Annotated in this window: 22 protein-coding genes; 13 read left to right on the forward strand and 9 right to left on the reverse strand. The window is 54.5% G+C overall.

What is annotated here, in order from left to right:
* Nucleotides 1–4 precede the first annotated feature (4 nt).
* The 8 genes from citF (at nt 5) to uspG (ending at nt 6,808) form a co-directional block, all read left to right on the forward strand.
* Nucleotides 5–1,537: a citrate lyase subunit alpha gene (gene citF / locus OGV50_RS18465; RefSeq protein WP_012133372.1), complete on the forward strand. Its 1,533-nt coding sequence runs from the start codon at nt 5–7 to the stop codon at nt 1,535–1,537.
* Between the two features lie 3 nt (nt 1,538–1,540).
* Entirely contained in the window at nt 1,541–2,092 is a 552-nt protein-coding gene (gene citX, locus OGV50_RS18470) for a citrate lyase holo-[acyl-carrier protein] synthase (RefSeq protein WP_012133373.1), read from the forward strand.
* Nucleotides 2,064–2,972: a triphosphoribosyl-dephospho-CoA synthase CitG gene (gene citG / locus OGV50_RS18475; RefSeq protein ID WP_286488698.1), complete on the forward strand. Its 909-nt coding sequence runs from the start codon at nt 2,064–2,066 to the stop codon at nt 2,970–2,972. Before citX ends, citG begins: the two co-directional genes overlap by 29 nt.
* 24 nt (nt 2,973–2,996) lie before the next feature.
* Nucleotides 2,997–4,460: a citrate/succinate antiporter CitT gene (gene citT / locus OGV50_RS18480; protein ID WP_012133375.1), complete on the forward strand. Its 1,464-nt coding sequence runs from the start codon at nt 2,997–2,999 to the stop codon at nt 4,458–4,460.
* 128 nt (nt 4,461–4,588) lie between these two features.
* Complete coding sequence (rna, locus tag OGV50_RS18485) at nt 4,589–5,395, forward strand: ribonuclease I (RefSeq protein ID WP_200091989.1); 807 nt, start codon at nt 4,589–4,591, stop codon at nt 5,393–5,395.
* 218 nt (nt 5,396–5,613) lie between these two features.
* Nucleotides 5,614–6,024, forward strand: coding sequence for a nucleoside diphosphate kinase regulator (gene rnk / locus OGV50_RS18490; RefSeq protein ID WP_012133377.1), 411 nt, complete (start codon nt 5,614–5,616; stop codon nt 6,022–6,024).
* Between the two features lie 137 nt (nt 6,025–6,161).
* Complete coding sequence (gene yldA, locus OGV50_RS18495; RefSeq protein ID WP_275148965.1) at nt 6,162–6,251, forward strand: small membrane protein YldA; 90 nt, start codon at nt 6,162–6,164, stop codon at nt 6,249–6,251.
* Nucleotides 6,252–6,379: 128 nt separating this feature from the next.
* Nucleotides 6,380–6,808, forward strand: a complete 429-nt coding sequence (gene uspG, locus OGV50_RS18500; RefSeq protein WP_024130553.1) for a universal stress protein UspG — start codon at nt 6,380–6,382, stop codon at nt 6,806–6,808.
* Between the two features lie 76 nt (nt 6,809–6,884).
* On the opposite strand, the gene ahpF is transcribed toward uspG, so the two are convergent.
* Nucleotides 6,885–8,450, reverse strand: coding sequence for an alkyl hydroperoxide reductase subunit F (ahpF, locus tag OGV50_RS18505; RefSeq protein WP_012133379.1), 1,566 nt, complete (start codon nt 8,448–8,450; stop codon nt 6,885–6,887).
* Nucleotides 8,451–8,637: 187 nt separating this feature from the next.
* Nucleotides 8,638–9,201 carry an alkyl hydroperoxide reductase subunit C gene (ahpC, locus tag OGV50_RS18510; protein ID WP_012133381.1) on the reverse strand — a complete coding sequence of 188 codons (564 nt, stop codon included), beginning with the start codon at nt 9,199–9,201 and terminating at the stop codon, nt 8,638–8,640.
* 374 nt (nt 9,202–9,575) lie between these two features.
* Between ahpC and dsbG the strand changes: the two genes are divergently transcribed.
* The 4 genes from dsbG to OGV50_RS18530 all read left to right on the forward strand — a co-directional run bounded on the left by dsbG (nt 9,576) and on the right by OGV50_RS18530 (nt 13,450).
* Nucleotides 9,576–10,322 (forward strand): thiol:disulfide interchange protein DsbG, encoded by a 747-nt coding sequence (dsbG, locus tag OGV50_RS18515; RefSeq protein ID WP_104868933.1) that lies wholly within the window; start codon nt 9,576–9,578, stop codon nt 10,320–10,322.
* Between the two features lie 215 nt (nt 10,323–10,537).
* Nucleotides 10,538–11,440 (forward strand): DNA-binding transcriptional repressor CitR, encoded by a 903-nt coding sequence (citR, locus tag OGV50_RS18520; RefSeq protein WP_049011612.1) that lies wholly within the window; start codon nt 10,538–10,540, stop codon nt 11,438–11,440.
* 184 nt (nt 11,441–11,624) lie between these two features.
* The gene (locus OGV50_RS18525) at nt 11,625–12,860 is read left to right on the forward strand and encodes a phosphoadenosine phosphosulfate reductase (RefSeq protein WP_012133385.1); all 1,236 of its coding nucleotides are present in this window, start codon (nt 11,625–11,627) and stop codon (nt 12,858–12,860) included.
* Complete coding sequence (locus OGV50_RS18530; RefSeq protein ID WP_012133386.1) at nt 12,833–13,450, forward strand: IbrB-like domain-containing protein; 618 nt, start codon at nt 12,833–12,835, stop codon at nt 13,448–13,450. The genes OGV50_RS18525 and OGV50_RS18530 overlap by 28 nt, the downstream gene beginning before the upstream one ends.
* Here the strand turns inward: OGV50_RS18530 and OGV50_RS18535 are convergent, their stop codons facing one another.
* The gene (locus tag OGV50_RS18535; protein ID WP_200091987.1) at nt 13,451–14,611 is read right to left on the reverse strand and encodes a pyridoxal phosphate-dependent aminotransferase; all 1,161 of its coding nucleotides are present in this window, start codon (nt 14,609–14,611) and stop codon (nt 13,451–13,453) included. It abuts the gene before it with no gap.
* Nucleotides 14,612–14,741: 130 nt separating this feature from the next.
* Between OGV50_RS18535 and OGV50_RS18540 the strand changes: the two genes are divergently transcribed.
* Entirely contained in the window at nt 14,742–15,830 is a 1,089-nt protein-coding gene (locus OGV50_RS18540) for an oxidoreductase (RefSeq protein WP_071259780.1), read from the forward strand.
* A gap of 81 nt (nt 15,831–15,911) precedes the next feature.
* Here OGV50_RS18540 and OGV50_RS18545 read toward each other — a convergent pair whose 3' ends face one another.
* The 6 genes from OGV50_RS18545 to entE form a co-directional block, all read right to left on the reverse strand.
* On the reverse strand, nt 15,912–16,109 hold the full coding sequence (locus OGV50_RS18545; RefSeq protein WP_012133390.1) for a YbdD/YjiX family protein: 198 nt from the start codon (nt 16,107–16,109) through the stop codon (nt 15,912–15,914).
* Between the two features lie 60 nt (nt 16,110–16,169).
* Nucleotides 16,170–18,275, reverse strand: a complete 2,106-nt coding sequence (gene cstA, locus OGV50_RS18550) for a pyruvate/proton symporter CstA (RefSeq protein WP_012133391.1) — start codon at nt 18,273–18,275, stop codon at nt 16,170–16,172.
* A 175-nt stretch (nt 18,276–18,450) separates the two neighbouring features.
* Nucleotides 18,451–18,864, reverse strand: a complete 414-nt coding sequence (entH, locus tag OGV50_RS18555; protein WP_200091985.1) for a proofreading thioesterase EntH — start codon at nt 18,862–18,864, stop codon at nt 18,451–18,453.
* 2 nt (nt 18,865–18,866) lie between these two features.
* Nucleotides 18,867–19,622, reverse strand: coding sequence for a 2,3-dihydro-2,3-dihydroxybenzoate dehydrogenase EntA (entA, locus tag OGV50_RS18560; protein ID WP_012133393.1), 756 nt, complete (start codon nt 19,620–19,622; stop codon nt 18,867–18,869).
* Nucleotides 19,622–20,479, reverse strand: coding sequence for an isochorismatase (locus tag OGV50_RS18565; protein WP_012133394.1), 858 nt, complete (start codon nt 20,477–20,479; stop codon nt 19,622–19,624). The genes entA and OGV50_RS18565 overlap by 1 nt, the downstream gene beginning before the upstream one ends.
* Before the next feature lie 13 nt (nt 20,480–20,492).
* Nucleotides 20,493–22,103, reverse strand: coding sequence for a (2,3-dihydroxybenzoyl)adenylate synthase EntE (gene entE, locus OGV50_RS18570; RefSeq protein ID WP_286488699.1), 1,611 nt, complete (start codon nt 22,101–22,103; stop codon nt 20,493–20,495).
* Between the last annotated feature and the right edge of the window lie 8 nt (nt 22,104–22,111).

Genomic DNA, 22,111 nt, shown 5'->3' on the forward strand with positions numbered 1-22,111 from the left:
AAAAATGACGCAGAAAATCGAACAACTTCAACGACAAGAACGGGTAGCGGCCTGGAGTCGCCATGCCGAAAGCGAATTTTCCGCTTTTCAGAGCACTTCAAAACTAAATTTACAGGCGCAAAAACCGCGCGATAAAAAACTGTGCGCCACGCTTGAAGAAGCCATCCGCCGTTCTGGTTTACAGGATGGAATGACCATCTCTTTCCACCACGCTTTCCGTGGCGGCGACCTGACGATCAACCTGGTGATGGACACCATCGCCAGCATGGGCTTTAAAAACCTGACGCTGGCCTCCAGTTCGCTGAGTGATTGCCACGCGCCACTGGTCGGGCATATTCGCCAGGGCGTCGTGAGCCGAATTTACACGTCTGGTCTGCGTGGCCCCCTGGCGGAAGAGATCTCCCGCGGATTGCTGGATGAGCCCGTACAAATCCACTCCCACGGCGGTCGCGTCCATCTGGTGCAAAGCGGTGAGCTCAATATCGATGTGGCCTTCCTCGGCGTGCCGTCTTGCGATCCGTTTGGCAACGCCAACGGCTACACCGGTAAAGCCTGCTGCGGTTCGCTGGGCTATGCGAAAGTGGATGCCGAAAACGCCCGCCAGGTTGTTCTGCTGACGGAAGCGCTGCTGCCGTATCCGCATAATCCAGCCAGTATCGCCCAGGACCAGGTGGATCTCATCGTGCAGATCGAACGGGTAGGCGACGCCGACAAAATTGGCGCAGATGCGACCCGTATGACCACCAACCCGCGTGAACTGTTAATTGCCCGCAGCGCGGCAGACGTGATTGCCAACTCAGGCTATTTCCAGGAAGGCTTCTCTCTGCAAACCGGAACCGGCGGCGCCTCTCTGGCGGTAACCCGTTTTCTGGAAGACAAAATGCGCAGCCGCGATATTCACGCGGATTTCGCGCTGGGCGGCATTACCGCCACGATTGTCGACCTGCATGAAAAAGGGCTGATCCGCAAATTGCTGGACGTACAGAGCTTCGACCGTAACGCCGCAGAATCGCTGGCCCGCAACCCGAATCACATCGAAATCAGCGCCAACCAGTACGCCAACTGGGGCTCAAAAGGCGCATCGGTCGATCGTCTGGATGTCGTGGTACTGAGCGCCCTAGAGGTGGATACCCAGTTCAACGTGAACGTGCTGACCGGTTCCGATGGCGTACTGCGCGGCGCTTCAGGCGGTCACTGCGATACCGCCGTTGCCGCCGCGCTGTCGATCATCGTCGCACCGCTGGTTCGCGGCCGCATCCCGACGCTGGTCGATAACGTGCTCACCTGCGTAACGCCTGGCTCCAGCGTCGACATTCTGGTGACCGACCACGGCATCGCCGTCAACCCGGCGCGCCCGGAACTGGCGGAACGCCTGAAAGAAGCGGGAATGAAAGTGGTCTCCATTGAATGGCTGCGTGAACGTGCGCAGTTGCTCACCGGTCAACCTCGCGCCATTGAATATACCGATCGCGTCATCGCCGTAGTGCGTTACCGCGACGGTTCGGTCATTGACGTTGTTCATCAGGTGAAGGAATAAGCCATGCACCTGCTCCCTGAACAGGCCACTCGCCATGCGGTTTCCATTCCCGAGCTGCTCGTCAGCCGTGATGAGAGACAAGCGCGGCAACACGCCTGGCTGACGCGCCATCTCACTCCACTGGTCTCCTTTACCGTGGTGGCGCCCGGCCCGATTAAAGACAGCGAGCTTACTCGCCGAATCTTCAATCACGGCGTAACCGCCCTGCTCGCCGTGGCGAAAAAAGCAGGTTGGTCTGTCAGGGAACAGGCTGCACTGGCCTCAGCCAGTGGGCCGGAAGGGTTCCTCGCCATTGAGGCGCCGGCCCGCGATCTCAAGCTCGCCACGATCGAGCTTGAGCATCAGCACCCGCTGGGACGTTTATGGGATATCGATGTGCTGACGCCGGAAGGCGACATTCTGTCCCGCCGTCATTTTTCGCTTCCTGCCCGCCGCTGCCTGTTGTGCGAGCAAAGCGCCGCTGAATGCGCCCGGGGGAAAACCCACGCGCTTTCCGACTTACTTATTCGCATGGAGGCGCTGCTGCATGATGCCGATTCCAGCCACATCAACTGATTCCGCCGCCATTCCTCAGACGCTGCTTGACGCCTACGCCCTGCTGGCGTGGCGCGCCATGCTGACTGAGGTCAATTTATCTCCCAAGCCGGGTCTGGTCGATCGCATTAACTGCGGCGCGCACAAAGACATGGCGCTGGAAGATTTCCATCGCAGCGCGCTGGCCATTCAGGGCTGGCTGCCGCGTTTTATCGAATATGGCGCGAGCTGCGCGCAGTTGCCGTCAGACGATGTACTGAAAGGGCTACGTCCATTAGGTATGGCCTGCGAAGCCGACATGTTTCGCGCCACTGCCGGCGTTAACACGCATAAAGGCAGCATATTTTCCCTGGGACTGCTGTGCGCCGCCATCGGACGCCTGCACCAGCAGCATTCCCCGATCACTCCTGTAAACATCTGCTCGACCGCCGCAACATTTTGCCGGGGTCTGACCGAGCGTGAACTGCGACAGAACAATCAACAACTCACCGCAGGTCAACGCTTGTACCAACAGCTGGGGTTAACTGGCGCGCGCGGCGAAGCCGAAGCGGGTTACCCGTTAGTGATCCGCCATGCTTTACCACACTACCGCGCATTGCTGGCGCAGGGGCGCGACCCCGAGCTGGCGCTGCTCGACACCCTGCTGCTGCTGATCTCAATGAACGGCGACACCAACGTCGCATCACGCGGCGGCGCGGAAGGTCTGCGCTGGATACAACAGCAGGCGACAACATTATTACGGCAAGGAGGCATTCGTTCTCCTGCCGATCTTGAACATCTACACCGGTTCGATCAGCAGTGCATTGCACACAACCTCAGTCCTGGCGGCAGCGCCGACTTACTGATCGTCACCTGGTTTTTAGCACAAATTTCGCAAGTTAATCATTTACATAATTATTGAAAGATCCTTTTCGGAGAATCACTTATGTCTTTATCTAAAGATAATATATGGAAGTTATTGGCCCCATTAGTCGTTATGGGCATCATGTTTTTGATCCCCGTCCCGGACGGCATGCCCCCTCAGGCATGGCACTACTTCGCCGTTTTCGTGGCGATGATCGTCGGGATGATACTGGAGCCGATTCCGGCCACCGCGATCAGTTTTATCGCGGTGACCATTTGCGTTATCGGCAGCAACTATCTGTTATTTGATGCCTCAGAGCTGGCCGACCCGGCCTTTAACGCGGGCAAGCAGGCGCTGAAATGGGGTCTGGCGGGCTTCTCCAGCACCACCGTCTGGCTGGTGTTCGGCGCATTCATTTTCGCGCTGGGCTATGAAGTCACCGGTCTGGGCCGCCGTATTGCGCTCTTCCTGGTGAAATTCATGGGTAAACGTACCCTGACGCTGGGTTATGCCATTGTCATCATCGATATTCTGCTGGCGCCGTTTACGCCGTCCAACACCGCACGTACCGGCGGTACGGTATTCCCGGTAATCAAGAACCTGCCGCCGCTGTTTAAGTCGTTTCCAAACGATCCTTCCGCGCGCCGCATTGGCGGTTATTTGATGTGGATGATGGTCATCAGTACCAGCCTCAGTTCTTCCATGTTCGTGACCGGCGCGGCGCCTAACGTTCTGGGTCTGGAATTCGTCAGCAAAATTGCTGGTATTCAGATCAGCTGGTTGCAGTGGTTCCTGGGCTTCTTACCGGTAGGGATCATTCTGCTGATCGTCGCACCGTGGCTCTCTTACGTACTCTACAAACCCGAAGTGACCCACAGCGCCGAAGTTGCGGCATGGGCTGGTGAAGAGTTAAAAACGATGGGCACGCTGACCCGCAAAGAGATGACGCTGATCGGTCTGGTGTTGCTCAGCCTCGGACTGTGGGTATTTGGCGGTGAAGTGATTGATGCCACCGCTGTCGGTCTGCTGGCGGTATCCCTGATGCTGGCGCTGCACGTTGTGCCGTGGAAAGACATCACGCGTTATAACAGTGCGTGGAACACCCTTGTTAACCTCGCGACGCTGGTTGTCATGGCCAACGGTTTAACCCGTTCGGGTTTTATCGACTGGTTTGCTACCACAATGAGCGCCCATCTGGAAGGCTTCTCACCTAACGCAACGGTGATTGTGCTGGTACTGGTGTTCTACTTTGCTCACTACCTGTTCGCCAGCCTGTCCGCACATACCGCAACCATGCTGCCGGTCATTCTGGCGATAGGTAAAGGTATTCCAGGCGTTCCGATGGAGCAACTTTGTATTCTGCTGGTGCTGTCCATCGGTATCATGGGCTGCCTGACGCCGTATGCAACAGGGCCGGGGGTCATCATCTACGGCTGCGGCTATGTAAAATCCAAAGATTACTGGCGTCTCGGCGCGATCTTTGGGGTCATCTACATCACCATGCTGCTGGTGGTTGGCTGGCCGATTCTGGCGCTGTGGAACTAAACATCGGCACATAATGCCGGATGACGGCTAACGCGTTATCCCTCTCATGCCAGTCAGATAAACCTGACTGGCTTTTTTTATGGTTAAATAGGTGATATTCAATATTTGTATGAGTTTCAGCATCCATCATGAAATCAACATGGCGTTATGGTTCTCTCCTGGCGGTATTCCTGCTTCCCCTCTTCAACGTTAACGCTGAGCCACTTCAGGCAAAACAGTACGCTGATTTTGACCGCTATGTGCTGGCGCTCTCCTGGCAAACCGGTTTTTGTCAAAGTCAGCATGAGCGCGATCATCGGGAACCCGAAGAGTGCCGTCAGCAGAAAGAGATTCCCAACAAAGCTGATTTTCTGACTGTCCACGGTCTGTGGCCAGGTCTGCCGGGATCGGTTGCCGCGCGTGGCGTGGACGAGCGCCGCTGGATGCGGTTTGGCTGCGCGACTCGTCCGATCCCCAATCTGCCGGAAGCGCGCGCCAGCCGTAAATGCGCCGCGCCTGAAACCGGCCTTTCACTGGAGAGCGCGGCAAAACTCAGCGCGGTCATGCCCGGAGCCGGTGGAAAATCCTGCCTGGAACGTTATGAATACGCCAAACACGGTGCCTGCTTTGGATTTGATCCAGACGTTTATTTCGGCACAATGGTACGGCTGAACCATGAGATAAAACACAGCGCGCTGGGCGATTTTCTGGCTGCAAATTACGGGAAAAGGGTCAGCCGCGCCGCGTTTGACGCCGCCGTCGCCCAAAGCTGGGGGAAAGAAAACGTGAAGGCGGTGAAACTGAGCTGCCACGGGAACCCGGCTTATCTGACGGAAATACAGTTCTCGCTCAACGCCGCCAGGATTAACGATCCGCTTTCCGCTTCCTCGTTTATATCGCAACCCCATCCGGGCAATTGCGGGAAGCTGTTTGTGATTGACAAAGCGGGTTACTGAGACGACATGCAGACTTGAGAACCATCACGGCTTGCGACTAAAATTTACGCAAAGACAACCGTATTGAGGATTTCCCCGAATGTGAGCTAAATCACTTCAAAGAAGGGGGAAGTCTCAGTATTATCATGAAAGCTAAACCCTCGCCGCCTGACGGTGAGGGTTTTCTTTTGGGATTATTTACCTGCGGCACTCGCAGCATCGACGACATGGAGTAACAAATGTCCAGACCAACTATTATCATCAACGACCTCGACGCCGAACGCATCGACCGCCTGTTGGAGCAGCCTGCGTTTGCTGGTTTACCCATTGCTGACGCATTAAATGCGGAGCTGGATCGCGCCCAGATGTGCTCGCCGGAAGCCATGCCGCACGACGTCGTCACCATGAACAGTCGGGTGAAATTCCGCAATCTCAGCGATGGCGAGATTCGCGTGCGCACGCTGGTGTATCCGGCGAATATGACCGACAGCAATACGCAGCTTTCCGTAATGGCGCCGGTGGGCGCGGCATTGCTGGGCCTGCGCGTTGGCGATACCATTCACTGGGATCTGCCTGGCGGGGCGTCCACTCACCTTGAAGTGCTGGAGCTTGAATATCAGCCTGAAGCAGCGGGCGACTACCTGCGCTAAACCATCTGGATAAGCGTTCACCCGTTTACACAGAGGATGCTCCCTGCATCCTCTTTCCGAAAATCACCCATTCCTCCTGGTTCACCCCCATTCCCCGTCATCCAGAATTAATCCGTTTCATTGCCGCGAGTACGGTCATGAATGAGGCTCTTTTCATCACGCTGGCATTTCTTATTATGATGGCGATTATCGTCGTGGCCGTGCTTTACCTTGAGCGACACTGGTAGCTTCTGGTCATAAGCATCAATCAGTCGTAAAGAAACGTTGTGATATGAAAAGTGCCGGGCAGATACCAGAAAGAAATATTATTATATGTTTGAATGAATTCAGTATTAGTTAACAGGGAGAAACGGGTATGTATAAGACAATCATTATGCCGGTTGATGTTTTCGAAATGGAACTTAGCGACAAGGCCGTGCGCCACGCAGAGTTTCTGGCGCAACAGGATGGCGTCATTCATCTGTTGCATGTTCTTCCGGGCTCCGCCAGCCTGAGTCTGCACCGCTTTGCCGCCGACGTTCGTCGTTTTGAGGAGCATTTGCAGCACGAAGCAGAGACTCGCCTGCAAACGATGGTGAGTCATTTCAGTATCGACCCTTCCCGGATTAAGCAGCACGTCCGCTTTGGTAACGTGCGGGATGTGGTGAACGAACTGGGCGAAGAGCTGAATGCGGACGTCGTGGTCATTGGCTCCCGCAATCCGTCTATCACCACGCATTTGCTGGGTTCTAACGCCTCCAGCGTTGTCCGCCATGCTACGTTGCCGGTGCTGGTTGTGCGGTAAATCGCACGGTTGTTGCATAAAAAAAGAGGCTGCCATTGGCAGCCTCTTGCATTGCAGGTGTAGTCTTACTTTCTTTTTATGCCGTCTTACTGCGGATCAGATAATCAAATGCGCTCAGAGAGGCTTTCGCGCCTTCGCCCGTCGCGATGATGATCTGTTTGTAAGGAACCGTGGTGCAGTCGCCTGCGGCGAATACGCCCTTCACGCTGGTTTCGCACCGGCCATCAATGATGATTTCGCCCATACGGTTACGCTCAATCGCGCCTTCCAGCCAGTTGGTGTTTGGCAGCAAGCCAATCTGTACGAAGATCCCGGACAGCGCAACGTTGTGGATGTCGCCGCTTACGCGATCGCGATATTCCAGCCCCGTCACTTTACTGCCGTCGCCTTTCACTTCCGTTGTCTGCGCGTTCAGAATAATGTCGACGTTTTTCAGGCTACGCACTTTATCTTGCAGAACCTGGTCGGCTTTCATTTCTGGCGCAAATTCCAGCAGCGTAACGTGCTCAACGATCCCCGCGAGGTCAATCGCCGCTTCCACGCCGGAGTTCCCTCCGCCGATTACCGCAACGCGTTTGCCTTTAAACAGCGGGCCGTCGCAGTGCGGGCAATAGGTTACGCCTTTCGTGCGGTACTGATCTTCACCCGGCACGTTCATGTTGCGCCATTTGGCACCGGTGGCAATGATAATGCTGCGGGCTTTCAGCACCGCGCCGGAAGCGGTCTCAATCTGATGCAGGCCCCCTTCCGTTGCCGCCGGAAGCAGTTTGCTCGCGCTCTGGCTGTCGATCACGTCAACATCGTAATCATCAACGTGCGCTTTCAGTGCGCCAGCCAGCTTCTGCCCTTCCGTTTTTGGCACAGAAATATAGTTCTCGATATCAACGGTATCCAGCACCTGACCGCCAAAACGCTCGCCCATCAGACCGGTACGAATGCCTTTACGTGCGGAGTAAACTGCCGCTGCCGCCCCCGCTGGGCCGGAACCGACAATCAGTACGTCGTAAGCGTCACGCTTATTCAGCTCTTCCGCCGCCCGTTTTTCTGCGCCGGTATCCACTTTGGCGACGATTTCCGTCAGCGTCATACGTCCCTGACCGAATTCGTTACCGTTCAGGTACACAGCCGGAACGCCCATCACATTACGATCGGTGATTTCATTCTGGAATGTGCCGCCGTCAATCGCGGTATGTTTGATACGCGGGTTCAGCACCGCCATCAGGTTCAGCGCCTGTACGACGTCAGGGCAGTTGTGGCAGGAGAGCGAGTAATAAGTTTCAAACTCGAAATCGCCGTCGATATCGCGGATCTGCTCCAGCAGAGACTGCGCCTCTTTCGACGGATGGCCGCCAGTCCACAACAGCGCCAGCACCAGCGAGGTAAATTCATGCCCCAGCGGAGAACCCGCAAAGCGCGGCCCCTGGTCAGAACCCGGGTTTGCTATCAAGAAAGAAGGCTTGCGCACCGGCAGGCTGTTATCTTCTTTAAATGTGACTTTCTCTGACAATTCAGCGATTTCAGCCAGCAGTTCCTTGATTTCTGCCGATTTAGCGCTGTCGTCCAGCGTGGCAATCAGCTCAACAGGCCTGGTCAGTTTCTCAAGATACGCTTTGAGCTGAGTTTTCATGTTAGTGTCGAGCATTATTCTTCCCTCTCTAAAAACATCATCATGCAAGTTGCCTTATACCGGCAGCCTGAATGCGACTTGCATGATGGTGCTGGAATGAAATGGGCGCGAGTGCGCCCATTGATTGCCGGGTGGCACTTCGTTTACCCGGCCTACGGTGTTGTAGGCCTGTGCAAGCGCAGCGCCGCCGGGCTTTGCTGACTTAAATCTTGCCGACCAGGTCCAGGGACGGAGCCAGAGTCGCTTCGCCTTCTTTCCATTTAGCCGGGCAAACTTCGCCTGGGTGAGCGGCAACATACTGAGCCGCTTTGATTTTACGCAGCAGGTCAGATGCGTCACGGCCGATACCTTCAGCAGTAACTTCGATAGCCTGGATGATACCCTGCGGGTCAACAACGAAAGTCGCACGGTCAGCCAGACCTTCGTCTTCACGCATGTTGTCGAAGTTACGGGTCAGGGCGCCAGTCGGGTCACCGATCATCGCATATTTGATTTTTGCGATGGTTTCAGAGCTGCTGTGCCATGCTTTGTGAGTAAAGTGGGTGTCGGTAGAAACAGAGTAAACGTCTACGCCCAGTTTCTGCAATTCATCGTAATGATCTGCTACGTCGCCCAGTTCGGTCGGGCATACGAAAGTGAAGTCAGCCGGGTAGAAGAAGAAGACGCTCCAGCGGCCTTCGGTATCTTTCTCGGTTACTTCGATGAATTCACCGTTTTTGAACGCCTGGTTTTTGAAAGGTTTAATTTTGGTATTAATCAAGGACATCTATACTTCCTCCGTGTTTTCGTTGAGATGTAAAGTAACCAACTTTCCGTGATTGGGCTAATGCGTTTGCATTATCAAATCAATCAGCGATACCTAACAACTCACACAAGACAACGTTGTGAACGTTTAGCGACAAAAAGTAAAAAGGCCCCCTTTACAGGCGGCCCCATTACCTGAACTACCCGTAGGTAACTTCAGCGCCAGTGAAACTGGCTATGTGTTGCGCTCTACATTACCTTAACAAAGGCTGTAACAGCGAAAGGATTACATCACCCTACCAAAGAAAGGGCAATCTTCCGACGGCAGACCTTACCTATGACTGTGATAGGTTTTGCCGTCAATGTTCCTTTTGCACTGATTTTTAAGGAAATATAATGATAAAACGAACATTGCTGCTGACGTTGCTCCCGCTCATCGCCTTTGCTGAAGAACTGCCTGCCCCGGTTAAAGCGATAGAAAAACAGGGAATTACGATCCTGAAGTCTTTTGACGCCCCCGGCGGAATGAAAGGCTATCTGGGCAAATACCAGGATATGGGCGTGACCATCTACCTCACGCCTGACGGGAAACACGCGATTTCCGGCTACATGTACGACGAAAAAGGCGCAAACCTCAGTAATGCGCTGATAGAAAAAGAGATCTACGCCCCGGTCGGCAGAGAAATGTGGCAGCGGATGGAAAAAGCGTCGTGGATTCTGGACGGCAAAAAAGAGGCGCCGGTGATTCTTTATGTCTTTGCGGACCCTTTCTGCCCTTACTGCAAACAGTTCTGGCAGCAGGCGCGCCCCTGGGTCGAATCCGGCAAAGTACAATTGCGGACGCTACTGGTGGGCGTGATCAAACCCGAAAGCCCGGCAACGGCTGCCGCTATCTTATCCACCCGCGATCCGGCAAAAACCTGGCATGACTATGAAGCGTCAGGGGGTAAACTCAACCTGGCGATCCCTTCACCGCTGCCAGAAGATAAGATGAAAATGCTGAATATTCATCAGAAACTCATGGACGATCTGGGGGCGAACGCAACGCCAGCCATTTACTATATGAATAAAGAGAATATGTTACAGCAGGTCGTCGGGTTACCGGAAAAAGCGCAGCTGGACATTATGATGGGTGAACATTAAACCTAAATTAAAGGGGGGGGGGATTGTCATTGTTTTTCTGTCAATCTCCTTTTCCATTATAAATCGCTCGCAAAGATATTCTGAGCTATGCTATTTTAGTATTATTGAAAGAGAATTTAAGCTTAGCAAACATCACTATTGTAAAGCATTGGATGTGTTGCATAACTATAGCAAATATAGTTATGACAATAGTCACAAAACAGGAAGAAAAAAACATGGCTAATCTCTACGATCTCAAAAAATTCGATCTCAACTTGCTGATTATTTTTGAGTGTATCTACCAGAATTTAAGCATTAGTAAAGCGGCGGAAACGCTGTACATCACCCCGTCAGCCGTGAGTCAATCTCTGCAACGATTACGAACTCAATTCAACGATCCTTTATTTATTCGTTCAGGAAAAGGCATCACGCCGACCGTCACCGGTATAAATCTGCATCATCATCTTGAGGAAAACCTCAATAGTCTGGAACAAACAATTAATATTATGCATAGTTCCAGCCTTAAGAAAAAATTTATCATTTACAGCCCTCAGCTACTTACTGCAATGAACGTAATAAAGCTGATTAATTTTATTATGGAAGATTCTTCCGTTGAAATTGAGCATCATGATATCCTGATGTCTGCGGAATCAGCAGAAGACCTGCTGGCATACCGCAAGGCGGACATGGTGATCACCACCACGCCGCTGAACAACCATTCGGTTGTCTGTACGCCTTTTAAAACAATCAAAAGCGTACTGGTGTGTCGTGCCGATCACCCCAGAATCAGTGACGCCAGTACATTAGCGCAAATACTCGAAGAACCGTTTACCTCATACCAGGGAGAGGAGCCAGGCGTTAAAGAATACCAGTCGCTGGTCAACTCCCTTCTTGCCAGCCGGAAAATTGGGTTTCGCAGTGACTCGATGGTTGCAATCATTAATACTATTGCTGAAACCAACATAATTGGCATCGTTCCTGAAGTCATATATGACTTCTTTCACTCCACCCTTAAACTGCAACGGGTTAATATTGATCAGGATTTACCTTCAGTTCAGTTATACCTGGTATATAATCGAACGTCACTGAATAACAAAGGTTTTACGAGTATCATTAACAAAATGACGGAAAATAGCTGAAACGAAAGCATACGGGGCCATCGCCGGCACAAGCATTCAAAATTAAAATAATTAATATAAAATTAATTTAAGTTTTGGATGCTTTTTTAAACCTTGCACATTTTGTTGATTATATCATATAATATATATAATTATTTTTCTGTATTCTACACATAGCCATTTTCCGTTCAGGTATGAACTCATTATGTCTGTTTATAAAATCCCACTTGACCAAAATGTTTTGGAAGCTGCGGAAGAGCGCATTACATGGACACTCACCACCTTACCGCGTATTTGCGTGTCATTTTCCGGGGGGAAAGACTCAGGGTTGATGCTGCACCTTACCGCCGGAATCGCGCGTAAGTTAAAGAAGAAGATCTGCGTATTATTTATTGACTGGGAAGTGCAATTCTCCTGCACAATTGACTATGTTCAGTCATTACGCGAACAATATTCCGATGTCATTGAACATTTTTACTGGGTTGCCCTGCCGCTCACCACACAAAATTCGCTGTCGCAATACCAACCCGAATGGCAATGCTGGGACCCGAATGCCGAATGGGTGCGTCAACCGCCTGCCGACGCCATTACCGATCCGGCTTACTTTCCTTTTTATCAGCCAGGCATGACCTTCGAACAATTTGTTCGCGACTTTGCCGAGTGGTTTTCAGAAAAGCGTCCTGCGGCGATGCTGATCGGCATCCGCGCTGACGAGTCTTACAATCGGTTTGTCGCTATCGCCTCCCTGAGCAAACAGCGTTTTGCGGACGACAAACCCTGGACGACCGCCGCTCAGGGCGGGCACACCTGGTATATTTACCCGATGTATGACTGGAAAACGGCAGACATCTGGACATGGTTCGCAAAAACGAAGCAGCCTTGCAACCCGCTTTATAACCTGATGTACCAGGCCAACGTGCCGCTCCGGTATATGCGCATCTGCGAACCTTTCGGCCCGGAGCAACGTCAGGGATTGTGGCTCTATCATGTCATTGAACCCGAACGCTGGGCAGCAATGTGCGCCAGGGTAAGCGGCGTGCGCAGCGGAGGGATATATGCAGGCCAGGATAACCATTTTTACGGCCATCGAAAAATACTGAAACCCGAGCACCATAGCTGGCAAAGCTACGCCATGCTGCTGTTGGACAGCATGCCGGAACAGAGCGCCGAGCATTACCGCAACAAAATCGCGGTCTACCTGCAATGGTATAAAAAGAAAGGAATGGAGAACATTCCACAAACGCAGGAAGGCGATATCGGCTCCAAAGATATCCCCTCATGGCGACGTATCTGCAAGGTGCTATTGAACAATGATTACTGGTGTCGGGCGCTCTCATTCAGCCCGACAAAGCCTAAACACTACCAGCGCTACAATGAACGCATGAAAGCAAAGCGCAAAGAATGGGGGATTTTATGCAACAGCGACTCACCCAACAAATAACCGACTTTCTCTCCACGCTGAACGAAGAAGAGAGAATTGCGGCAATCAACGAATTCAGGATGGCGATCCACCGCGTCAGCCCCTTTCGCGATCAGCCGGTAGACTGCGTGCAATGGGTAAAAAACGAACAAATCGAGCCTAATGATTACAACCCAAACAATGTGGCGCCCCCGGAGAAAAGGCTCCTGCTGAAGTCTATTGAGGTAGATGGCTTCACACAGCCTATTGTCGTTGCAGAAACGGCGGCAGAAAAATATGAAATCGTGGATGGCTTTCACCGTCACGAACTCGGTAAAGGGAAATCCACATTACGCTCAAAGTTAAAAGGCTATCTTCCCGTCACCTGTCTGGAACGCAATCGCCATGAACGAATTGCGGCGACCATTCGTCACAACCGCGCCCGTGGCCGTCATCAGATTCACGCGATGTCGGAAATTGTGCGAGAACTCTCCCTGTTGGGCTGGGACGAGACGCGAATCGGAAAAGAGCTGGGCATGGATAAAGATGAAGTCCTGCGTCTGAAACAAATCAACGGCCTACAGGAACTCTTTGCCGACCGTCGATTCTCCAAAGCCTGGACCGTAAAGTAATTACAATTTACACAGGCGTTCTGCGGCCGCCAGCAGCGTGGATTCCTGCTTGGCAAAACATAAACGGATGAGTTTATGTGGGAAAGGATCGGCGCAAAATACCGACAGCGGAATCGCCGCAACGCCGATTTCCCGGGTCAGCCACTGGCAGAAATCCACGTCATTGAGGTCTGATACCGCACTGTAATCCACCAGCAGAAAATAGGTGCCTTCGCAGGGCAGGATTTCCAGACGACTGTCACGCAGGGCATTAACCAGAACGTCACGCTTCTTCCGGTAAAATGCGGGTAAATCGCGGTAATGTTCCGGTTCAGCACGCAGCATATCGGCCAGCGCCAGTTGCGCCGGTGTGTTGACGCAGAACGTCAGATACTGATGCACTTTACGCAATTCCGCGCTGATCGCCGCTGGCGCTACGCAGTACCCCACCTTCCAGCCGGTCATATGAAAGGTTTTACCGAATGACGAGACCGCGACAGCACGCTCACGTAGCTGCGGATGCGCCAGTACGCTGGCATGGCCTTCTGGCGCAAAGCAGATATGCTCATACACTTCATCGCTTAATACATAGATTTCGCGATCGCCAATCGCCTGCCACAGCGCTTCAAAGTCGGCTTTGCGCCAGACGGTCGCGCTCGGGTTATGCGGCGTATTGAGGATCACCAGCCGGGTACGTTCGCTCAGTAACGCAGCAAATACCTGCCAGTCAACGCGAAACTGCGGCGGCTGAAGCGCCAGACGTTTCAGCACGCCGCCGGACAGTTCAACGGCTGGCGCGTAGCTGTCATAGCTGGGATCGAAGCAGATCACCTCATCTCCCGCACGAACCAACGCGGCGATGGCGGCATACAACGCTTCCGTTGCCCCCGCCGTTACCGTCACCTCGCTCCCGGCATCAGCCTTATAGCCGTATAACGCCGCCGTTTTTTCCGCAATGGCTTCGCGTAATGCAGGCACGCCGGTCATCGGCGCATATTGATTCGCCCCTTGTGCAACATGCCAGGCCAGACGTTCCTGTAGATAGCGCGGGCCATCGAAATCAGGAAATCCCTGCGACAGGTTAATCGCCTGATGCTCCTGCGCCAGGGCGCTCATTTGTGTAAAGATTGTGGTGCCTAAATTAGGCAGTTTGCTTTGCGGAATCAGTGGGTTATTACTCATAGTTATCATACCCGAGGGTGATGTCGATGTTGAAACCACTATAACACGATGTTAGCATTTGGCAATCAAGACGCTTAGACGTCTAAATAAAAACAACTCCCGGACAGCGCAGCCACAAGGACAACACACCATGAGCAACACTGACATCCGCGTCGTTACCGGCCCGGCTAACTACTTTTCCCATACCGGCAGCCTCTCCAGACTGAAGGATTTTTTCAGCGCCGGGCAACTCTCCGCCGCAGTATGGGTGTATGGCGAACGTGCGATTGCCGCCGCCCGCCCTTACCTGCCGGATGCGTTTGATCTTCCGGGAGCCAGACACCTGCCGTTTACCGGCCATTGCAGCGAAAGCGATGTGAAACAACTGGCCGCGAAAGCAGGCGACGACCGCCGCGTAGTGATCGGTATCGGCGGCGGTACGCTGCTTGATACCGCCAAAGCCCTTGCCCGTCGGCTACAACTCCCCTTCGTGGCGATCCCGACTATCGCGGCCACCTGCGCGGCCTGGACACCGCTGTCGGTCTGGTACAACGATGCCGGTCAGGCGCTGCACTTTGAAATTTTTGACGACGCCAATTATCTGGTGCTGGTAGAACCGGAAATCATTCTCCGCGCGCCAGAGGCCTATCTGCTGGCCGGCATCGGCGACACGCTGGCAAAATGGTACGAAGCCGTTGTATTAGCGCCACAGCCAGAAACCTTACCGCTTACCGTGCGTCTGGGCATTAACGGCGCGCTGGCGATCCGTGATGTGCTACTGGAGAGCAGCGAACAGGCGCTGGCGGACAAAGAGCGTGGAGAACTCACCCAGGCATTTCGCGATGTGGTGGATGCGATTATTGCCGGGGGCGGCATGGTCGGCGGTCTTGGCGAGCGTTATACCCGTGTGGCGGCGGCACACGCCGTCCATAATGGGCTCACCGTATTGCCGCAAACCGAGAAGTTTCTGCACGGCACCAAAGTGGCCTATGGCATTCTGGTGCAAAGCGCATTGCTGGGTCAGGATGAGGTACTGGCGCAGCTTGTCGCCGCTTATCAGCGCTTTAGTCTGCCCACTACGCTGGCGGCGCTGGATGTCGATATCCAGAACCAGGCGGAGATTGATAACGTGATTGCCCACACCCTGCGCCCGGTTGAATCCATCCACTTTCTGCCGGTGACGTTAACGCCAGCCACATTACGCGCCGCGTTTGAAAAGGTAGAGTCGTTTACGGTTTAGCGGCGGCTTGCCGGATGGCGGCTGCGCCTTATCCGGCCTACAAAATACCCTGTACGTAGCGCCACCGGGCAACACAAAACATCAGCAGCAACGTGCGCCGCCTTTCCCGCCATAACGCGCATCCTGCCGCTCACGAAAAAATTCTTCGTAAGTCATTGGCGTCTGATCCGGGTGCGTCACGCGCATATGCTCAACGTAGTTGTCATAGTCCGGCACGCCAATCATCAGTTTTGCCGCCTGACCCAGATATTTCCCGGCCTTAGAAAGCGTATCAAACATCGTTACCACCTGTGACGCAAATGCCCTCTCCCGTTAAGAAGAGGGCCGCTTATTTAAAAATTAGTGCGCGCCTTTCGCCTGCGCCACAATCTCTTCAACGTTTTCCGGCATGGCTTCATACGGCGTTTCTTTCGCCGTCGGTTTGTCCTCTTTCAGCGCTGCCAGCGCAGTTTTGATTGAGAACAGAGCCAGAACCACCACCACCACCATGAAGAAGATGGTCAGACCGGCATCCAGACGGTTGTTGAACACCAGTTGCGCCAGCTGAGACTGCGTGTACTGCGCAGGAATATCGCCACTGTCGATCATCGCCTGGAATTTATTGGCGATCGCCAGGAAACCAATTTTGGTATCCGGGCTAAACGCTTTCTGCCAGCCTGCGGTCAGCGTACAAATCAGCAGCCAGGCGGTAGGCACCAGCGCCACCCATGCGTAACGCTGACGTTTCATCTTGAACAGTACAACCGCGCAGAGCATCAGCGCCATACCCGCCAGCATCTGGTTCGCGATACCAAACAGCGGCCACAGAGTGTTGATCCCTCCTAACGGGTCCACCACGCCCTGGTGCAGGAAGTATCCCCACGCCAGCACGCACAGCGCCGTCGCTAACAGGTTCGCAGGCAGTGAATCCGTACGTTTCAGACCCGGAGAGACCACGCCCAGCAGATCCTGCAACATAAAGCGCGCCGCACGCGTACCGGCATCAACCGCCGTCAGAATGAACAGGGCTTCAAACAGAATCGCGAAGTGATACCAGAACGCCACATCCATCATACCGCCCAGCGCGCCGTGCAGGATGTAGGCCATCCCCACCGCCAGCGTTGGCGCGCCACCGGCACGAGAAATAATGGATTGTTCGCCCACTTCGTTGGCAATCTGATGCAGCGTATCAGGCGTAATCGCAAAGCCCCAGCTACTGACCACCTGCGCAGCAGAAGCAACCACATCAGCGGTTCCGGCTGGCGCCAGTACGGCCATTGGGCTGTTCATGGCGAAGTAAACGCCCGGATCGATGATACATGCGGAAACCAGCGCCATAATCGCCACAAAGGATTCCATCAACATCCCGCCGTAGCCGATAAAGCAGGCCTGCCCTTCGTTCGCCAGCATCTTCGGCGTGGTGCCGGAAGAGATCAGCGCATGGAAGCCAGACACCGCGCCACAGGCAATGGTGATGAACAAGAACGGGAACAGGTTACCGGTCCACACCGGGCCGGTGCCATCCACAAATTTGGTCAGCGCAGGCATCGTCAGCGTCGGACGCATAATCAGAATGCCGACGGCCAGACCGACAATCGTACCAATCTTCAGGAAGGTTGAGAGGTAATCACGCGGCGCCAGCAGCAGCCATACCGGCAGAACCGCCGCCACAAAGCCGTAGCCCACCAGCATCCAGGTTAACTGTACGCCGGTAAAGTCAAAATACGGCGCCCAGGTTGGACTTTCCGCCACCCAGCCACCGGAGATGATGGCAAAGACAAGGAACACCAGGCCAATAACAGACACCTCGCCAATACGTCCCGGACGCAGGTAACGCAGGTAGACGCCCATAAAAATGGCCAACGGAATGGTGAACGCAACGGTGTACGTCCCCCACGGGCTGTGGGTCAGGGCTTTCACGACGATCATCGCCAGTACCGCAAGGATAATCACCATGATCATGAAACAGGCCACCAGCGCGATCACACCAGCCGTTGGGCCCATCTCTTCTTTAACCAGTTCACCCAGCGAACGACCGTCACGACGGGTAGAAACAAACAGCACCATAAAGTCCTGCACCGCGCCTGCCAGCACAACCCCGGCAAGCAGCCAGATCATACCGGGCAGATACCCCATCTGCGCCGCCAGCACCGGCCCAACCAACGGCCCTGCCCCGGCAATCGCCGCAAAATGGTGACCGAACAGCACTTTCTTATCGGTAGGTACGTAGTCCAGACCATCGTTATGACGCACCGCAGGCGTCATGCGCGTCGGGTCAACCGCCAGCACATTTTTGGCGATATACAGACCATAAAAACGGTAGGCAATGAGGTAGACACAAACTGACGCCACGACGATCCATAGCGCGTTGATCTGTTCCCCACGGTTTAACGCAATATATCCCAGGGCAAATGCTCCCATAACGGAGAGCAATGTCCAGACGAGGTATTTCCCTGATTTGTTCATAGTTGTTGTCCGTTTGCGTGTTGTGTTCCAGAGAGATGTTACATTTTGTTTCTATAACACCTCTGCTGGTTTTAACAACCTGACAACGCTATAAAACTGATTATTTACATTGCATTGTTAACTGGATCACTTCATTGGCCGGTCAACGCTGCAACATCATTGCATTTTGTTGGGCCTAGCCCATCACCGCCGTCCCCAGGCGGCAGGTACAGCAACGTCGTCCCTGTTCGTCAAAAATCACAATTTCCCAGCTCTGGCTTTGCCGGCCCAGATGCAGCGGCTGGCAAACGCCGCGCACCTTCCCCTGCGACACGGCGCGATGATGCGTGGCATTCAGCTCGGTTCCCACCACGCACTGGCCGTCACGGGTCATCAGATACCCGGCCATTGACCCCAGGGTCTCCGCCAGCGCCGCCGAAGCGCCGCCGTGTAACAGACCGAAAGGCTGATGCGTTCGCGCGTCGACGGGCATTTCCGCCTCCAGCACGTCATCGCCCAGACGGGTATAGACGATCGCCAGATGCGCCACCATCGTGTTCAGACTGGTGGCGTTCAGCTCATCAATCGTTAAATGGCGTTTCCAGATCATCGTTACGCTCCCAGGGTTGAGCCGCCGTCAACCACAATGTCCTGTAGCGTAATGTGGCTGGCCAGATCGGATGCGAGGAACAAAATGGTATTCGCGATTTCCTGCGGACGCGCGATTTTTCCCAGCGGAATGCCAAGCTTAAACTGCTCGCCAAAGCCACGAATACGCTGTTGTTCCGCATCATCGCTCACCCACAGCGTGCGCTGCATATCGGTATCGGTAGATCCCGGAGAGACAACGTTACAGCGAACGCCGCTGCCCGCCAGCTCCAGCCCAACGGTCAGCGCCAGGCTTTTCAGCGCCGCTTTGGACGCGCCATAGGCGCTCATGCCAATGCGCGGCGTGTGCGCCGCATCAGACGCGACGGTAACAATCGCCCCGCCCTGCTGCTGACGAAATTGCGCCATCGTTTGCTGGAAGAGGTTAAACGCGCCGCCGACGTTGACGGCGAACGTCTGCTGCCAGTCCTCAGCGCTTAGCGCATCGGTCGCCCCCATCCGTAAAATCCCGGCGGCATTCACCAGCACATCCAGCCGTTCGGTTTGCGCCAGCACGCGCTGGCAAACCTGCGCGACCTGCGCGGCGTCTGCGACATCCAGCACTTCGGTCGCAAAGGGATACGCATCCTGCGTGAACTCGCGATCGAATCCCGTCACCTGCGCGCCAGCCGCAACAAATGCCAGCGCCGTGGTATAACCAATCCCTTTTCCCGCGCCGGTCACCCAGACGGTTTTGCCGTTAAAATCCAATCCGGCCATCACTTCACCTCACGGGAAAGCAGCGTCCACCAGGCATCAATCGTCGGGTTTTTCGCCAGCATCACGAAGTCGATATCGCCATGCACTTTACGCCAGCGAGCCGCCAGCGCCATCATACGTACAGAGTCCAGCCCGTAATCAATCAGGTTTTCATCATCCAGCGGCTCGTCGGATTCATCCAGCAGCGGCAGGATCAGCGCCCGCAGCTCTGCTTTGCTCGCCGGAACCGGCGTCGGCAGCAGTTCCTGCGTCATCACCACGCGACCGGAGCGACCGGCAACATAGTTAAGCGACATCACATGTTCTTCACGGCTGAAATCGGCCAGCGCATCCGCCACCATAAACGGCTTGATATCGCGCATGAAAGCGTCGGTCGCCGTGGTCATACAGCCAATGTGCGCATACACCCCCGTGATAATCAGCTGATTACGCCCGGTTTCTTTTAACATCTGCTCCAGCGGCGAACGGTGAAACGCGCTGTAACGCCATTTCACCAGCACGGTGTCCGCCTCGTCCGGCGCCAGCGCATCGACAATCTTTTGCTGCTCGGGAGAACGCGTCAGGCCCGGCCCCCACATATCATTCAACAGGGCGCGATCTTCATCGCTCTGATCTTTCGGCTGAGCGGTGTAATAGACCGGAATGTTGTGCTCTTTGCAGTACTGACGCAGGGCGGCGATATTCGCGATCACCTGTTTCATCATTGGGCAGTTGTCGCCCCAGAAGCTGACAAAATAATCCTGCATATCGTGGATCAACAGCGCTGCGCGTTCAGGTTCAAAGGCCCAGTTCACTTTATTGGGCGGAATATCGAGCGCGCCAGGCAGCGCGTACGCCTGCAATTTCGGAATTGCCATCTCTCTTTCTCCTTCAGGTCAGTGAACGTGACGCCAGCCACTGACGTAATTGTTTTTTATCGACTTTACCGACCGGGGTCAGAGGCAACGCCTCGACGCACTCCACGCGATCCGGCAATTTGAATTCGGCGACCCCCTGCTCACGCAGGAAGCGGCGTACCTGTACCGCGCGCAGCGGCTCTTTCACCACCAGCCAGGCGCAGCTTTTTTCCCCCATCAGCTCATCTTCCATGCTGACCAGCGCGGCATGGATTACGGTCGGGTGGCGCAGTAACAGGTTTTCAATCTCTTCCGCGGCGATCTTCTCCCCGCCGCGATTGATCTGATCTTTTTCACGTCCCTGCACGGTGATATAGCCATCTGGATCAATGGAGATCAGATCGCCGGAGCAGTAAAAGCCGTTGGCATCAAACGCGCTGGCGTTATGCTCCGGGCTTTTAAAATAGCCGCGAAACGTGTACGGCCCGCGCGTCATCAGGCGTCCCGTTTCCCCCTGCGGCAGCGGATTGCCGTCAGCGTCAGCCACCCAGACCTCATCGTCCGGGCACATCGGGCAACCCTGAGTATTGATGATGCGCTCCAGGCTGTCGTCCAGACGGGTGTAATTCACCAGTCCTTCCGCCATGCCGAATACCTGCTGCAACTGACAGCCGATTTCCGCCGGAATACGCGCGGCAAGCGTCGCTGAAAGCCGCGCGCCGCCTACCTGCAACAGTTTCAACGAGGCCAGTTGCGCGTTGCTGCCCCACTCCTGAATCGCCTGCAACCACAGGCTCACCGCAGGCGGCACCAGCGCCGTTGAATTAATCTGATGCTTTTCAATTAACGGGAAACAGAGCGTAGCGCTCGGGTCAGCCGCCAGCACCACCGTTCCCTGGGCCAGAAAGACGCCCAGCGATCCCGGCGAACTCATGGCGTAGTTATGCGCAGCCGGAATCGCGCATAAGAAACGCGTGGCTTCGGTAAAGTGGCAAATTTCATTGCTGCGGCGCACGCTGTAGTAATAATCATTATGGGTGCGCGGGATCAGCTTCGGCGTTCCGGTTGTCCCGCCGGAAAGCTGGAAATAAGCCACCTCATCGGCAGGTGATGGCGTGGCGGTAAAATCAACCGCAGGCTGGTCAATCGCCGTTTGCAGGTTGTGTTCACCCGCATCGTTGAGCAACAGCACCACACGCACGGAATTGTGTTCGGCAATAAACGTATTGAGGAAGTCGTCCCCGGTGAACAGCGCGTGCTGGCGGTCAGCAATCACCAGCGCCGGTTCAATTTGCTTTGCGTAAGCGTTAAGTTCCGTCCGTTGATGGCTGAACAGCGCCAGAACCGGTGCGACGCCGAGCTTCAGCAGGGCGAAGAAAGTGATATACAGCTCCGCCACGTTGCCCAGTTGCACCAGCGCGGTTTCGCCGGGTTTGATCCCCTGACGACGCAAGCTACAGGCCAGATTATCCGCCGCCTGGTTCAGTTCGCGATAGCTCAGGTGTCGATCGCCATCAATCACCGCCGTTTTATCGCTGTCTGCGTGGCGGGTTAAGATATCGGTCAGCGGCAGATCCTGCCAGTACCCTTTTTCACGATAGCGGCGGGCAAACTCCTCCGGCCAACGGGTGAAAGGAATGGTCATCATCGCTC

The sequence above is a fragment of the Citrobacter sp. CK180 genome, from assembly GCF_030333655.1.
Classification (GTDB): Bacteria; Pseudomonadota; Gammaproteobacteria; order Enterobacterales; family Enterobacteriaceae; genus Citrobacter_B; species Citrobacter_B koseri.